The following is a 15,272-nucleotide window of genomic DNA, read 5'->3' as shown; positions in this document are numbered from 1 at the left end:
AAGGTCAGAGGCTAGTAACTTGAACGATATGTTAAAAAATGTAATTTTATGGGTTGTCATCGCTGTCGTATTGATGTCGGTATTCAACAATTTCGCTCCGCGCGGAGACCGCGGCGAACTTTCGCTGACTTATACGCAGTTCATACAAGCGGTTAAAATGGGGCAGGTTCAACAGGTTTCAATCGATGACAATGTCGTCAAGGGAAAAATGCAAACCGGCGAGACATTTCGCACTTATGCGCCGAATGATCCGCATTTAGTCGATGACTTGCTCGAAGGCGGTGTCGACATCAAAGCATTGCCACCCGAACAACCTTCCTTCTTGATGCAGCTTCTGGTCTCATTCGGCCCTATATTGTTATTGATTGCGGTCTGGGTCTTTTTCATGCGTCAAATGCAAGGCGGAGGCGCCGGCGGCAGAGGAGCGATGTCTTTTGGTAAAAGCAAGGCGCGTATGCTTGAGGAAGACCAGATCAAAGTCACATTCTCCGATGTTGCAGGATGTGACGAAGCTAAGGAAGAAGTTGCCGAAATGGTCGATTTTCTAAAGGATCCCGCTAAATATCAAAAACTTGGCGGAAAAATTCCGCGCGGCGCATTAATGGTCGGGCCGCCCGGAACTGGTAAAACGTTATTGGCTAGGGCCATTGCCGGGGAAGCAAAAGTGCCGTTCTTCACTATCTCCGGTTCCGATTTTGTCGAAATGTTCGTAGGTGTCGGTGCGTCTCGAGTGCGTGATATGTTCGAGCAGGCAAAAAAACATGCGCCTTGCATTATCTTTATCGACGAGATCGATGCTGTTGGCCGCCAACGCGGAGCTGGATTAGGCGGCGGACATGACGAACGCGAACAAACCTTAAATCAGTTGTTGGTTGAGATGGACGGTTTTGAAGGTAACGAAGGGGTTATTGTGATCGCCGCGACTAATCGTCCTGATGTATTGGATAAAGCCTTGTTACGTCCCGGAAGATTCGATCGCCAAGTCACGGTCGGTTTACCCGATGTGAAAGGCAGGGAGCAAATTCTGAATGTTCACATGAAGAAAGTTCCTGCTGCCGATGATGTTGTGATCAAATATATAGCGCAAGGCACGCCCGGTTTTTCCGGTGCGGATTTGGCTAATTTGGTTAACGAAGCCGCCTTGTGTGCCGCCCGAGCCAACAAACGATTGATCAGTATGGTCGACTTGGAAAAAGCGAAAGACAAGATCATCATGGGCGCGGAACGTCGCTCTATGGTAATGAGCGACAAAGAGAAAAAAATGACGGCTTATCATGAAGCCGGGCATGCCATTGTCGGACGTCTGGTGCCTGACCACGATCCGGTCTACAAGGTCAGTATCATGCCGCGTGGGCGAGCCTTGGGTGTAACGATGTTTCTTCCCGAAGCAGATCAATACAGTATTAGTAAGCGTAAGCTCGACAGCATGATTTCGAGTTTGTATGGCGGACGTATTGCCGAGGAAATGATTTTTGGCTGGGAAGAGGTCAGTACCGGCGCATCCAATGATATCGAGCGTGCGACAGAATTAGCTAGAAATATGGTCACGAAATGGGGCTTGTCGCAACGTCTCGGTCCTTTGGCTTATAGCGAAGAAGAAGGTGAGGTGTTTCTAGGTCGATCCGTTACGCAGCATAAGTCGGTTGCCGAAGAAACCTCGCACACGATCGACGAAGAAATTCGCTCGATCATCGATAGGAACTACGAGCGCGCAGAAAAAATTCTAAAAGAAAACGAAGATATCTTGCACGCGATGGCTGACGCTTTGGTGAAGTATGAAACGATCGATAAAGCACAGCTCGATGATTTGTTGTCAAGAAAACCGGTTAGGCCTCCCCAAGGCTGGGAAGATCCATCGCCACCGCAAGGCGGTGCTAAAGTAGATAGTCGAGCCAATGCTAAAGATTCCGAGCCGCCTTTAAGCGATGCCGCCGAACAAAGCCAATAATCATTTCGGAAACAAGTGAAAAGGAGAGTCAGTGGCGGCTCTCCTTTTTTATTAGTTTGAAACAAGCATGCTTTTTAACCCATAAGTAATAAACGGGCTTGAAGATGAAGGAAAAAAAATATTTTGGAACCGATGGTATCAGAGGAAAAGTAGGCGAGTATCCGATAACGGCTGATTTTTTACTCAAATTAGGTTGGGCAACCGGGCGAGTCTTCGCGAATGAAGGGCACGGTTTCGTATTGGTCGGAAAAGATACCCGAATTTCAGGTTATATGTTCGAATCGGCGCTCGAAGCGGGATTGACTGCTGCCGGTGTTGATACGCATTTATTGGGGCCGATGCCGACGCCGGGCGTAGCTTACCTGACGCGAACCTTGCGCGCCCAGGCAGGTATCGTTATTAGCGCTTCACATAATCCTTACTACGATAACGGCATTAAGTTTTTTTCGGTTGAGGGAACGAAATTGCCGGATTCGATGGAGAAAAAAATAGAGTATTACCTTGATTCTCCGATGACAACGGTCGACTCTTCGAAGCTGGGTAAAGCCAATCGTGTTGGCGATGCGGCAGGCCGATATATAGAATTTTGCAAAAGTACGATTCCGACTTGGATGGATTTTAACGGTCTCAGGATCGTGGTCGACTGTGCCAATGGCGCGACTTATCATATAGCGCCGCACGTTTTTAGCGAAGTAGGGGCTGAAGTCGTTACGATCGGTGCCGAACCGGATGGATTGAATATCAACGAAGAGTGCGGAGCTACTAAGACCGAAAAATTGGTTTCGACGGTTCTTGCTTATCGGGCCGACTTCGGTATCGCTTTGGACGGCGACGGAGATCGTCTGATTATGGTGGATCATAAAGGCGAAATTGTTGATGGCGATGAGCTGATTTATATTATCGCTAAATCGAGATTGAGCTCAGGTGCCCTAAAAGGTCCGGTAGTCGGTACTTTAATGACAAATCTCGGTATGGAGCATGCGCTAAAAAGTTTAGGCATCGAATTGTTTCGAGCAAAGGTCGGAGATCGTTATGTCATGGAAATGCTCGAAGAAAAAAAAGGCATACTAGGCGGCGAAAATTCGGGACATATTATTTGTCTAGACAGAACAACTACCGGCGATGGTATTGTGGCAGCTTTACAAGTCATGGCTGAAATGAAAACCAGCGGTAAGACGCTGCATGAACTTAGGTCTGGTGTATGCATGTATCCTCAAGTTCTGATTAACCTGAGGACCGATATTAAAATCAACCCCGATAATCACGATAAAATACAAAAAGCGGTTAAAGATGTCGAAAAAATATTGGGTGCTAACGGTCGAGTCTTGCTAAGAGCGTCAGGAACCGAGCCTTTGATTCGTGTAATGGTCGAAGGAGTCGACGAAGCATTGGTGAATAAATGCGCCAACCAATTAGCGGATGAGGTCAAGAAAGCAATCGATGCTTGAACAAGTTTCGATAAGCATATATCATACGCAGCTTAATTTTGGATGGAGAGGGAGAAATTATGCGTCAAACACTCGTGGCTGGTAACTGGAAAATGAATGGTTCTAAAGCGACCACAGAATCGTTATGCAAAGCCATCATTGCCGGACTTAACTCATCCGACACCGGGATCGTAGTTTGTGTTCCTTATGTCTACTTAGCCGATGCTGCCAAATTAACGGAAGGCACTCCTCTTGATCTTGGCGCACAAAATGTTGCTGATCAAAGCTCAGGCGCATATACCGGAGAAATCTCGGCATCCATGCTGAACGAATTTAATTGTAAATATGCGATCGTCGGTCACTCCGAGCGTAGGACTTATTACGGCGACACCAACGAATCGGTCGCTTCACGATATTCTCAAGCGCAACAAGAAGGGATCATCCCTATATTGTGTGTTGGCGAAACATTAGAACAGCGTGAAAACGATCAAACATTTAGCGTCATCGATGAACAGCTCGATGCGGTTTTAAATGCGGCAGGCATTGAGTCTTTTGCTAAAGCAGTCATAGCTTATGAGCCAGTATGGGCCATCGGTACAGGAAGAACCGCCTCTGACGAGCAAGCGCAAGAAGTACATCAATATATTCGTCAAAAGTTCGCAGCTAAAAATCAAGCCATTGCCGATCAACTGCAAATTTTGTATGGCGGCAGTGTTAAGCCGGACAACGCTAAGGGCTTATTTGCAATGCCTGATATCGATGGCGGATTAATCGGCGGCGCATCATTGGATGCCGAAGGCTTTTTGAAAATATATCGCGCATCTAAATAATCAAAGCAAAATAACCATAATAAAATGTATCAAGTTATCATAGTCATTCATGTATTATTCGGACTGGGTATAATCGGTTTGGTCTTAATGCAGCAAGGTAAAGGTGCCGATGCCGGTGCCGCGTTCGGAAGCGGTGCATCGGGAACTTTATTCGGCGCACAAGGCTCAGCATCGTTTTTATCGAGAGCCACTGCAATTTTAGCGACTTTATTCTTTGTGACAAGTCTTTCTCTTGCAATGTTGAGCGGTGGTAGTAAAGCCGCGAAAGACTTTTTTGATGACACAGAAACCGAAGAGGCTTTCGATATACCGTTAATGAGTAAAGAAGCGGCACCGGTTGCTGTACCTTCAATATCGGCCGAGACACCTGCTATCGAGGAAGAATCAAAAACGGTTGAAGCAAAAGAACAGCCGGAAGCCGAAATAAACGAGTAAAAAACTATCAGCCGATGTGGTGAAATTGGTAGACACGCCATCTTGAGGGGGTGGTGACGCAAGTCGTGCCGGTTCAAGTCCGGCCATCGGCACCAAATTCAAGTTCGGGATAGTCCGGACAACTCCAAAAACCCGCAAGTTACAAGGCTTAGCGGGTTTTTTATTGTCCGAAGAAATCCCGCTAATACTTTTTGCGCAGGTTCTGGAAGAGTCACGGCGTTACGAATGGATCACTATGCGGTAGTAGTTGAAAACACCCATCACTACCGGAAACACTTATTAATCTAAAATGAATTGTTGTCTATGGGTAAATCGCCGGTTTCGGCATATCCGTGTCAGGGTTGGTCAGAGTTTTAAGGCGTGATCGATGACTTTGACGGTCTCGGGATGTCAGTTCCCGTGCGTCGGCCTGATATCGATCGAAGAATTTTCGGCGCACATGCGCCCAGTAAGCCAGTTCGACACAGGCAAGACGATTCGGGATGCGCACGCGCCGTCGCAAGCAGGGCTTTGTAGCCACTGTTGTCATCGACCAGCAGGTGAACGTTCCAGTCTTGCAGAAGCTGCCCGGCATGCCGGCCACTTCGGCCGGCTTGGTAGTTGAAGACGAGGATCTTGGGGTCGGGTTGCAGGTCGTTGCTGCGATAAGCCCATAGATAGGCTTTCTTGGTTTTGCCGTTGCCGGGATCCAGTTGCGAAACGGGGGTTTCGTCGGCATGCAAGCTATCGCGTTGCAATAAGTGCCAGGTTAAACGATCGGCCAAGGGCTCCAGGGCGACGCCGAGGCGTCCGACCCAATCGGCCAGTGTCGAGCGGGACAAGATCACACCGCTGCGGGCGGCGATCTGTTCCAGTCGGTACAACCTAAAAAGAGCAGTTTGAGGCTTTACCAAGCCGGTGAAAGTGTTGTAGACCTTTCATGCTTCGACTACTTGGCTCAGCACAAACGGTCTTCACACATGTCGACTGCTCTTTTTTGGTACAAGGGCAAATGATCGAGGAATTTGCCGATCAGCACCCAGGTCAGTAAACCCAATGCCGCCATACCCCATTGATCACTGCCGGGGAAATCGGCGCCGCAGTGATGGTTTCGCAAGTCCGGCAGGCATATTGTGGGCGGATATGACGATGGACAAAGAGTTTGGTCGGCTCGACGTCCAGTTGTTCGGTGACGTCTTCGTCGATCTTGACCAAGTCCTTGCCGCATTGATCTCAAGTACAGGATTCGGGTTCGTGGCGGTGCTCGATGCGGGGGTAAATGATCCGGTAAGGGCTGGCGTCCGGCGCACGGACGTTTAGGGCGAACCGCGCCGTATCATGCGCCGGGACGTCTTGAAACTGCTCGACCTCAGCTTAGATAGCGGCAATGTCGGTATCGAGAGTTTCCTCGAACACGTCGCGTTGCAGTGGTGTCAGTCCTTCGCTCTTGATGAAGACGCCTTGACACAGCCAGACCCCATTGCTGTCCCACGGCAACAATTTCAAACGATTGCCGGCGCGATTGCGGAAAATAAACGCTGCCCCGGCGCATAGCGCATGGCCTAAGCGCTGTTGCAAAATCACCGACAAACCATCGATGCCCCACCTCATATCGAACGCTAGTCAGATTTGCGCCGGACTCTCAATCCAGCCAGATATTGCAACAACTCCCCGAGCCAATCCGGCGATACACTGCCTGATATTCCCAAAACGTGGCCTTGCGGCCAACGCAATGATAATAACGCCGAGGCCGTCGACTCCGATTGCAACCGTACCGGTATCAATGCAGGCGCATCGGAGTCCGCTGGCTTGCCAGGCTTCGATGTGATGTTTCTGTCTCTCCGATAAATACCATGTGCTCTCCCTGTGGAAAAATTCTGAGGATAACCGTGGCTGCGAGGGATTTTAGATGGTGACGTTGGAAGCTTACGCGATTAATTAACGTTTTTCTAAAGTGATCTTTCTTGTCAAAAGAGACGAGACGTTAGTCGATTCGCATAAGGATGAGCTGATTTAAAGCGGATTAAGTCAAATCGCGCATTGATATTAGGGAGGTGTGTTAAATCCCTTAATTTTAGATGGGTGACTTAACTGGAGACTATTTGTTTACGCTTTAAGTTATTGAGCCTAAATCAAAAGAATATTATTGGCATAATGTATGCTTTATTAAAAAAGAATGCGAAAGCATTTTTTGAACAGCCCTGGGTGAGGTCTTGAAGGTGCTGTTTACTGAACCAGAGTCTGATTAGAGCGAAATGGTATTTGCGTTAGATAAAAGGAAATAAGAGTCAGGCATTAAGGATGTATTGCTGGTAGGGCAGGATGTCCTAATTCCAATTGCCACAGCCGCCGTGAGGCGGGGTCGGAAAGCCTAGGGGTCTGGCGTGAAGCCAGATAGCCGGGCCGCCTCTGTGGGCGATGGAGAGCTAGTGCACCGGGTGCAATACCGGGTGGCTTGGTTGTATCGTCCGAACATTAATTTATTTATTTTGAAGGAGTTGATTTATGAATCTAAAAACCAAAATGGCTGCATCCCTGATATTGGCAGCAAGCGCTTCTATGGCACAGGCCGCCACTTACAATGTGTCTGCAGTATTTACTGACGGTGGGGTTCAGGAAGTAACCGTATTCGATGGTAACTTCGACTGGGACGGCTCTACTGTTAGCAATTTCTCGGGTTTTCTGTCTGAATCCATGTTTGCTTGGAATGGAACCGAGTTCGATTCGAACGGGACCGCCGCTGGTGGTATGAATGCAGCCGGTTACACGGGTGAAGTATGGGCCAAGCCCGGTGGATATGCCGATAACGAAGCGCCGTTGCTGCATTTGACCAATCAACTGGCTAGCAGTACTTCCGGCAACTTAGTGACAGTAAGTACATTTTTGCAAAATAGTACTGATGTTGTGAATGGGGGCGGTTATAACGTGATTGGTAATCCTATGGCCTATGGCACCTTTGATGGTAACCAGCGAAATGACAACGCTTTTTTTACCTTGGTGTTTGATTCCACAAACATAACTGATACTTCGGCAACTGTAGGCCAAATGGTCTACGGTGACATGACTGCTTTGGGCATGATGGGGCCTATGCTGACCGGTCCAATGGGTATGACTGCATTCCTCGGTGGAGGCTCTATGGGCGGTGCGCCATTATCCTTGGAGATCTCGGAGGTTGCAGCCGTTCCCGTTCCCGCTGCTGCCTGGTTGTTCGGTGGCGCTTTGGTTAGCTTGTTCGGTGCAAATCGTCGTAAGTCTGTATTGCCTGCATAATCTTTATGGCAAGCTTGTTCTAGCCGGATTTAGGTAATCAGTTTTATGAGGAAAATGTGTTGGTTACTTGGTAAAGGTTAGCAAGGAAGAATTTGAACAAGGATGTTTGTATCGATTTTGGAAGCTTATTGAATAGAAGTTTGCATTGGTAAGAGAAAAACATGAATAAAAACAATGTTTTATTAAATTTTGTCAAGGTGCTATTGTTGATGGTCGCTATTATGGGGTCTTCATCTTTTGCTTCTGTTGTAACCTATAAGGTAACAGGGGTGTTATACGAGCCCGCGACCCAGCCTAATAATACAAATTTTGTTGGCAGCTTTGACTGGGATGGATCGGTTGTGTCCAATCTGCAAGGGGCAATGAACTCATCCATGTATGAGGTGGATGATGTTAATCCGGATTTTAAAAAGAGTTTTCCACTGTTGCATCTTAATTACCAATTAGCGCAAAGCACTGAAGGGGATATTGTAACTGCTAGTGTTTTTTTAAAAAATAGCACGGATGTTTTTTATGGTGGAGGCTATCAGAGCGGAGATGTTTTTCGATATGGCACACCTTTTTTTGAATCTAATACCGAGGTTATCAATAGCAATGCCTATTTCACATTTTCGTTTGATAAAACGACAATGGCAGGCATAGTTCAAAGTATGGTTTATGGTGACTGTACTGCGGGGGGGATGATGGGTGAGTTCTGTATGACCGGGCATAGTCCGGCAACGAATAGTTTGGGTCAAAATATTCCATTCGGGTCTATGGGGGCATATCCTTTGTCGCTGGAGATCGCAGCTGTACCACTTCCGTCCGCAGTTTGGCTGTTTGGTAGCGCTGTGATGGGGCTGATGAGGTTTAACCGTAAACGCGAGTTGTTTGCGGCATAATCGTTAAATATATTGTGTATTGGAATGCGATTTATTAAGAAAAATGGGAGGGGTTTGGGAGTTGATTTATTTGACCAACTTAGTAAAGGCGTTATTGAAGCCAGTGTTTCTGGATCGAATAGCCGTTTATGGTTTATTAAAGATTAGAGGAAAGTATTCAGATCCCCTCCGCTATTTCCCAAATTCCGGTTTAAGAAGTCCTTCACATCTGCTGTTGCTTACCGGTTGCCAAAAGCTGGAGTATTTCATACCGCATTCCCAAGCAAGGTGCTTGGGAGCGAGCGAAACGCATGGTGTCGGATATACGTAGTTTTACCGGGAAGATGTTTTCTTGAAGCATGATTTTTGGCGCGATTTTAATGACATATATATTGCTGTAATTTACTAATGCCGCGGTGTCCGTGGCGTTTTGGCTTAACTTGGCTTTATTTGAGCAATCTTTGCCAGCCCTGATCAAGCTTTGCAATGCTTGTCCCTTCATTCCTAGTGCATTGAGTTTTAGAGAGAAACACCCTTACATGTCGAGTCCACTGTCATCAGAGAAAATCGAATTGGCTCGTATAGCTGCCGTCAAGTCAAGCTATACATCGGCTTTTGTGCGTCCGCATTTGACTAAGCAACAAGCGCTTGTTCGTGTCATTGATAGCTGCATAGTTTTGACCTCTTTATGGCTGGCGATGCTGTCACTTAACTTAATTTGGCCGGGTGAATACGATTGGAACGATATATATCTCACCTACGGCTTTAGCGGTTTATTGCTTTATCAATTTTTCGCGGAATATAACGAGGTTTACTACAACTGGCGCGGAGCTGGGTTCGCTCATCAGCTATTTCGTATTGCCGGCTCCTGGTTGTTAACTTTGGTAGCCGTGGCCACTTTGCTGTTTTTTTCCAAAACCGCAAGCGATGCATCCCGGTTGGCGATCGGTATTTGGTCGACTATCTCGCTGTTGTTGCTAGCGGTTTTTCACGCAGCCTATCATTATTTGACCCGCGTTGCCTCGCCAGCCGAATGTCATTCCTTGTCGGTGGGCGTTGTGGGTGCTAATGCGCTCGGGCAGCGTTTGGAGGGTACTTTTTCCAATATGCCGGGTTTGGGCTACCGATTTTCCGGTTACTATGACGATCGGAAATTGGAAAGTAATAGACGGTTGTCCTGCGATCCGGAAAAATGGCGAGGAGATCTAGATTGTTTATACGAGGATGCCCGGTCGGGAAAACTTGAAGCCATATTCGTTACCTTGCCGATGGCGGCTGAAAACCGCGTACGCGACATATTGGAGAAATTGGGCGATACCACGGCTACAGTATTTTTTGTGCCCGATCTATTTGCGTTTAATTTGGTTAGTTCGCGTTGCGTGATGTTGCAAGGCATTCCTTGCTTCAGCGTATACGGCTCGCCTTTCGATCAGGAGCCAATGGATGGCATGTTGAAGCGGGCAGAGGATATTGTATTATCCACGCTGATTTTGTTCCTGATTGCGCTGCCGATGGTTCTTATTGCGATCGGGGTGAAACTTAGCTCGCCGGGGCCTGTTATTTTTCGGCAAAGACGTTATGGAGTGGACGGGTCACCTATCGATGTCTGGAAGTTTCGTACTATGACGGTGTGCGAGAATGGTCCGACGGTTACGCAGGCAACACGCAACGATCCGAGAATCAAGCCCTACGGCGCTTTCTTACGCCGCTATTCCTTGGATGAATTACCTCAGTTTGTTAACGTGTTGCAAGGCCGTATGTCCATTGTAGGTCCCAGGCCGCATGCGGTCGCGCACAACGAGTTCTATCGCAAGGAAATATCGCAATATATGTTACGACATAAAGTTAAGCCCGGTATCACCGGCTTGGCTCAAGTCAGCGGTTGTCGAGGCGAAACCGATACGATTGGGAAAATGGAGAGTCGCGTGGCTTATGATTTGCGCTATATCCAAAGCTGGAGTTTGCTATTAGATCTAAAGGTGATTTTGTTAACAATTGTTCAGGTGTTTAGAGATCCTGATGCATACTGAGCGTTGATAGCGATCGATTTGAGTTAAATTCAGCACCTGTCTTGTCTGGGAGTAGGTGGCGAGGTTACATGCAAGACTTTTCGGTGGCTCGCGGTTTACCGATAAAAATGCACGACTAAAGCTTACATCGCGCCTTTGTTGAGGTGCGCGAACCTAACGCGATTATGAAGAAGCTTTTTCACTCCGTAATATGAAAGTGCCTTCGGGTTAGATAAGGGGCGATTACTCGCCGGTCAGGACGCTGTGAACCCAATACCTAAATTATCCAAGATAGTAAAACATAGTCAATCTGCTATGGAATCTAGGTGCTGTACCTTTGACGGGACCCGGGTGCCGAATTTAGATTTGCGATGGTATGTCCAGAAATTGTGCCAACAAAGTTTCAAATTGCAAGATTTGCTAAAAGAGTGTGGCATATCACGCAATGCGCGGCATATCCCATATTTAAAGCGGTTTTGAATTTAGCTTAGAGTTCTAAAAAACGTTGAAGAAACAAAAGTAAATATATATGGCCTCAATTTTGCTTAACTCTTAGGATAAAAAAGAAAGTGTGTCGCTGGTTATTTGTTGTTGGAGTTCGTTTTAGGTAATCCCGGCTCTTTAAAACAGAAATGGCATGATGTTTGAGTAAAACAACATCAACGACATATCCGTTTGGTATGAATGGATTGAAAGTCATGGTGAAAGAGCGCTGTTCACGCTACCTAAAACGGTCGCGAAATCTAGCCGTTTGGCGGCTTATTAAAAAATTAATTGTTTGAAAGTATTTAGGTCAATAGTGAATCGTTTATTTGTTTTACCGGGTTCAATTCGAAACTGGTCGGCTACGTTTTTGTGTCTGTTTAGCGTATTCGTCGGGTCAGTTGCGGTTGCGGATAGTAGTTATCTAATCAATGCGGGGGATAATCTCAGAATCGATGTCTGGCAGGAAGAAAACTTGCGCGCTGAAGTGATGGTGTCACCGGACGGTACATTTTCTTTTCCCATAGTCGGTACCATACCCGCCGCGGGCAAAACCATAGATCAACTGCAGACGCTTCTGCGTGAACGGCTTGAAGTGTATATACCCGGGCCGGAAGTTACGGTTTCTTTGATGACCGTAGAAGGCAATACCATATTCGTTATCGGAGAGGTTGCTCGCCCCGGTCCATACATGATGATCAAAGACTTGGATGTGATGCAGGCGCTTAGCATGGCTGGCGGGTTAACCCCTTATGCCGCAAAAAACGATGTGCATATACTGCGCAAAGATTCGAGCGGGCAACCTTTATCTATTAAGTTTCGCTATGGCGACGTAGAGGACGGTGACAATTTGGAGGCCAATATTCGGCTTCAAAGCGGCGACACCATCATTGTCCCTTAATACTGCAAATTACAGATGCTCAGTGATGGGAGAGTGTGGCTTGTCGTTTTGTTTGGGCTTGGTCTAATGCGCATGGCTACCGCAGATCAGTGGAAAATTACGGGGGCTTTGGATCAAGGGTTCGAGTACAACGATAACATCGGTCTGCGCGTCGACAAAACGCCTGCTTTCGGTTATTTATTGCGGCCCAGCGTTAAAGCAGAGTGGAACACTGCCTTGATGAAAGTGGTTATCAGCGGTAGCGGCGATATTCGCCGTTACGATGACACACAATGGAATTGCGACAACTTTACCTTAGGTGCGGATCAAAGTTATACGCAACGGCGACACGTTTTCTCGCTAAACGCCGGTTATTCCCAAATCTGTAGTTATGCACAACAAGCTAGCGACACCGGCATATTAGTGCCGAATAACCAGTCCGAAAGTTTAAATCTGTCGCCGAACTGGAGTTGGCAAGTAACGCAGCTAGACCGCTTGAGTCTGAGTCCAAGCTACTCGCAAACCAGCTTCAACGATTTTGGTACCGGCAACAACAATGAGATCAGCAACAATTTTCGCGATAACACAAGTTACAGCGTCAACTTGTCGGAGTTACACGAATGGACCCGGCGCTTTTCTTCCAACGCCAGCATATTTTTCTCGCATTCGGAATTCAGCAGTTCCGGCAATGCATTTAATCAAGGCACATCCAGTCAGATTGTTTTCGGCGGTCAACTAGGCGGTCAATATGCCATAACACGTAAGTGGAGCATTAATGCAGGCGCTGGCGGGCGTTGGGTGCAATCGCCCGGCGCATCCGCTTCGGGCGGTAGCGGCGATCTCCTATTCGGGGAAACCTTTAACGTCGCCATCAATTACAAAGGTAAGTTCGATACTTTCGCGGTCAATTTTTCCCGTTCTGTAAGCCCCAGTGCTTTCGGACAAATTCAGGATGTCAGTTCATTCGGAATGCAATACGGCTACGAAATCAGCCGCGAATTATCATTCAAAGCCAGTGGAAATTATTCCGAAAACCAAGCGGTCGGACAAAGCCAAACGCAGCTAGAGCAAAAACTAAGTTTCTACAATGCCTCGGCAGAACTGGCCTGGAAATTCGCGCGAGAATGGCGTCTTACTGCTAGTTATCGCTACCAAATGCAAGACTTAGCCGCCGACGGCGCGCAGATTAGCTCGTTTCTTTCCGGAGTGCGCGACTCCAACGCCGTCATGATTCATCTTAACTATAACTGGGACGGCTTGCGCGACTCGCGCTAGGTCAACTTGAATAAATACCTATGGAAGAAGAAAACGTCAAGAGCATTGCCGAATACCTTGAGGCGCTTAATCGACGCAAGGGGCTGATTTTAATATCATTTTTACTAGTCGGATTTCTTGGCTTTGTATTAGCGATGAAGTTGCCCCCGGTGTATCGTTCGGCCGCTACTATCTTGATCGAGGATCAACAAATTCCTCGCAGCATGATCGAGTCCACCATTACCGATTTTGCCGACAAGCGTATTCAGTTAATCAAACAACGGGTAATGACGCGGGATCGCATATTGTCCGTCATCGAGAAGCATAAAGTATATCTGGATGATCGCGACAAACTGGTATCCAGCGAACTGGTCAAGCGCTTTATGGAAGACGCCGAAATCGAAACCATTTCCGCTAATGTGCTCGACCCGCAACGTGGCGGCGGCAAGGCGACAATTGCCTTTACCATAGCCTTTAGCGATAGGAGTCCGTTATTGGCTCAGGCAGTCGCCAACGAACTGGTCAGCCTGTTTTTGGACGAAAATACCCGGGCAAGAGCGCAGCGTGCGGCCAAGACTACTGAGTTTCTAGGCGCCGAGGCCGATAAGCTGAAAGCCGAGATTGGCCTGTTTGAAACGAAAATCATGGACTATAAGGAAAAGTACGCGAAAAGTCTGCCTGAAATGCTGCAAACTAACCTAGCTGCTTTAGATAGAGCAAAAGAATCGCAAAGGCAAACCGAAGGCGACATTCGTATTGCTAAGGACAGAATCGTGTATTTGACCGATTCCTTGCGCCAAGCCAAAGACGAGGTGCCCGCGGCACAAGCCGGCAAACCGATGAGTAAAGACGAGCAGATCAGACTGTTGAAATCGAAGTACATTCATATTAGCTCGCTCTATACAGATAAGCACCCGGATGCCGTGCGGGTAAAGCGACAAATTCTAAATCTCGAACCTAGCTTTACCGGCGAATCCAGCGACCTGGATGTGTCGGAAGAATTGAAGCGAGCGGAACGGGAGTTGATTTTGCTGCAAGACAAGTATGCAGACGGCCATCCCGATGTTGTCAAACAGCAAAAGCGGGTTGAAAAACTTAAGCAAAATGAAAAAGAAGCCGCCAGTCAGACGATTATTTCAGAACTAGATACACAGCAAGGCAATTCGCTGTACATCAATTTAAACAATCAACTGCGTGCGACGCAAAACGAACTGGAGTATTTGCTGAGCAGAAGAGTCGAGCTAGAACAAAACATAAAAGAACTGCAAGAAAACATCGATAGAACGCCGATAGTAGAGAAGGACTATCTGGAAATGCTTAGGCAGCGACAGATTAGTTTGGAAAAATACGCCGAAATAGAAGCCAAACACAGAGAGGCTAGGTTGGCGCAAACCCTGGAAGAAGAGCAAAAAGGCGAAGCCTTTACTCTAATCGAACCGCCGATTGCGCCCGATAAACCCGATAAGCCTAACCGCAAAAAAATTATCGCCCTGGGGCTGGGAGCAGGGTTGGCTGTTGGTTTTGGCCTGACTATTTTGCTGGAAATGTTATACGAAGTCATCCGCGGCGCTAAAGGCCTAGAGCGCGTGACGGGCATGCCGCCTATCGTGGTCATACCCTATATAGACACGCCGCAGGATATCGCGCGCCGACAAAAACAAAAAAAACTGATCTGGTTGCTTGTTTTGCTTGTGGCGGTGCTGATGGTCTTGGCTACCCATTTTTTTGTCATGCCCTTGGAGATGATTTGGACGATAGGACTAGCGAAATTAGGGCGGCTATGAGAATGAGTTGGCGGTTAAGGATGTATTTTTAAATTGGCTTCAGACTGATGTCTGTCGGTTCATTAATTGATAAGCCAGTATTTAAACAGGTTAATTATTCAGGTCCCTGCATT

11 protein-coding genes, 1 tRNA gene, 3 pseudogenes and 1 riboswitch are annotated in these 15,272 nt (G+C 47.3%); of the genes and pseudogenes, 11 read left to right on the top strand and 4 right to left on the bottom strand.

What is annotated here, in order from left to right; genetic code table 11:
* The first annotated feature begins 28 nt into the window (after positions 1 to 28).
* From ftsH to ACRJJO_RS11275, 5 genes are all read left to right on the top strand, one after another.
* Positions 29 to 1,948: an ATP-dependent zinc metalloprotease FtsH gene (gene ftsH, locus ACRJJO_RS11295; protein WP_404361432.1), complete on the top strand. Its 1,920-nt coding sequence runs from the start codon at positions 29 to 31 to the stop codon at positions 1,946 to 1,948.
* Positions 1,949 to 2,052: 104 nt separating this feature from the next.
* On the top strand, positions 2,053 to 3,396 hold the full coding sequence (glmM, locus tag ACRJJO_RS11290; protein WP_431065846.1) for a phosphoglucosamine mutase: 1,344 nt from the start codon (positions 2,053 to 2,055) through the stop codon (positions 3,394 to 3,396).
* Positions 3,397 to 3,455: 59 nt separating this feature from the next.
* A complete protein-coding gene (tpiA, locus tag ACRJJO_RS11285; protein WP_431065845.1) occupies positions 3,456 to 4,205 on the top strand; it encodes a triose-phosphate isomerase in 750 nt (249 codons plus the stop codon).
* Between the two features lie 24 nt (positions 4,206 to 4,229).
* Positions 4,230 to 4,640, top strand: a complete 411-nt coding sequence (gene secG / locus ACRJJO_RS11280; RefSeq protein WP_431065844.1) for a preprotein translocase subunit SecG — start codon at positions 4,230 to 4,232, stop codon at positions 4,638 to 4,640.
* Positions 4,641 to 4,650: 10 nt separating this feature from the next.
* Positions 4,651 to 4,735 (top strand) — tRNA-Leu (locus ACRJJO_RS11275).
* 308 nt (positions 4,736 to 5,043) lie between these two features.
* Here the strand turns inward: ACRJJO_RS11275 and ACRJJO_RS11270 are convergent.
* From ACRJJO_RS11270 to tnpB, 3 pseudogenes are all read right to left on the bottom strand, one after another.
* Positions 5,044 to 5,476 (bottom strand): annotated as a pseudogene (locus ACRJJO_RS11270) (IS66 family transposase); the annotation flags it as partial.
* A 152-nt stretch (positions 5,477 to 5,628) separates the two neighbouring features.
* Positions 5,629 to 6,068: pseudogene (locus ACRJJO_RS11265) on the bottom strand (IS66 family transposase zinc-finger binding domain-containing protein); the annotation flags it as partial.
* A 24-nt stretch (positions 6,069 to 6,092) separates the two neighbouring features.
* Positions 6,093 to 6,230 (bottom strand): annotated as a pseudogene (gene tnpB, locus ACRJJO_RS11260) (IS66 family insertion sequence element accessory protein TnpB); the annotation flags it as partial.
* A 718-nt stretch (positions 6,231 to 6,948) separates the two neighbouring features.
* Positions 6,949 to 7,030, top strand: a riboswitch (cyclic di-GMP riboswitch).
* A 94-nt stretch (positions 7,031 to 7,124) separates the two neighbouring features.
* Between tnpB and ACRJJO_RS11255 the strand changes: the two are divergent.
* Positions 7,125 to 7,889, top strand: a complete 765-nt coding sequence (locus tag ACRJJO_RS11255) for a hypothetical protein (protein WP_431065843.1) — start codon at positions 7,125 to 7,127, stop codon at positions 7,887 to 7,889.
* Positions 7,890 to 8,050: 161 nt separating this feature from the next.
* Positions 8,051 to 8,770 carry a hypothetical protein gene (locus tag ACRJJO_RS11250; RefSeq protein WP_431065842.1) on the top strand — a complete coding sequence of 240 codons (720 nt, stop codon included), beginning with the start codon at positions 8,051 to 8,053 and terminating at the stop codon, positions 8,768 to 8,770.
* 202 nt (positions 8,771 to 8,972) lie between these two features.
* Here the strand turns inward: ACRJJO_RS11250 and ACRJJO_RS11245 are convergent, their stop codons facing one another.
* On the bottom strand, positions 8,973 to 9,251 hold the full coding sequence (locus ACRJJO_RS11245; protein ID WP_431065841.1) for a hypothetical protein: 279 nt from the start codon (positions 9,249 to 9,251) through the stop codon (positions 8,973 to 8,975).
* 70 nt (positions 9,252 to 9,321) lie between these two features.
* Between ACRJJO_RS11245 and ACRJJO_RS11240 the strand changes: the two genes are divergently transcribed.
* From ACRJJO_RS11240 to ACRJJO_RS11225, 4 genes are all read left to right on the top strand, one after another.
* Complete coding sequence (locus ACRJJO_RS11240; protein WP_431065840.1) at positions 9,322 to 10,779, top strand: undecaprenyl-phosphate glucose phosphotransferase; 1,458 nt, start codon at positions 9,322 to 9,324, stop codon at positions 10,777 to 10,779.
* 778 nt (positions 10,780 to 11,557) lie between these two features.
* A complete protein-coding gene (locus ACRJJO_RS11235) occupies positions 11,558 to 12,142 on the top strand; it encodes a polysaccharide biosynthesis/export family protein (protein WP_431065839.1) in 585 nt (194 codons plus the stop codon).
* A gap of 72 nt (positions 12,143 to 12,214) precedes the next feature.
* Positions 12,215 to 13,396 carry a hypothetical protein gene (locus ACRJJO_RS11230; RefSeq protein WP_431065838.1) on the top strand — a complete coding sequence of 394 codons (1,182 nt, stop codon included), beginning with the start codon at positions 12,215 to 12,217 and terminating at the stop codon, positions 13,394 to 13,396.
* A gap of 20 nt (positions 13,397 to 13,416) precedes the next feature.
* Entirely contained in the window at positions 13,417 to 15,159 is a 1,743-nt protein-coding gene (locus ACRJJO_RS11225) for a GumC family protein (protein WP_431065837.1), read from the top strand.
* The last annotated feature ends 113 nt before the right edge of the window (positions 15,160 to 15,272 follow it).

It is taken from the genome of Methylotuvimicrobium sp. (genome assembly GCF_050611805.1).
Taxonomy (GTDB): Bacteria; Pseudomonadota; Gammaproteobacteria; order Methylococcales; family Methylomonadaceae; genus Methylotuvimicrobium.
The sequence above is the reverse complement of the archived record's forward strand: the minus strand, read 5'-3'. Positions and strand labels throughout refer to the sequence as shown.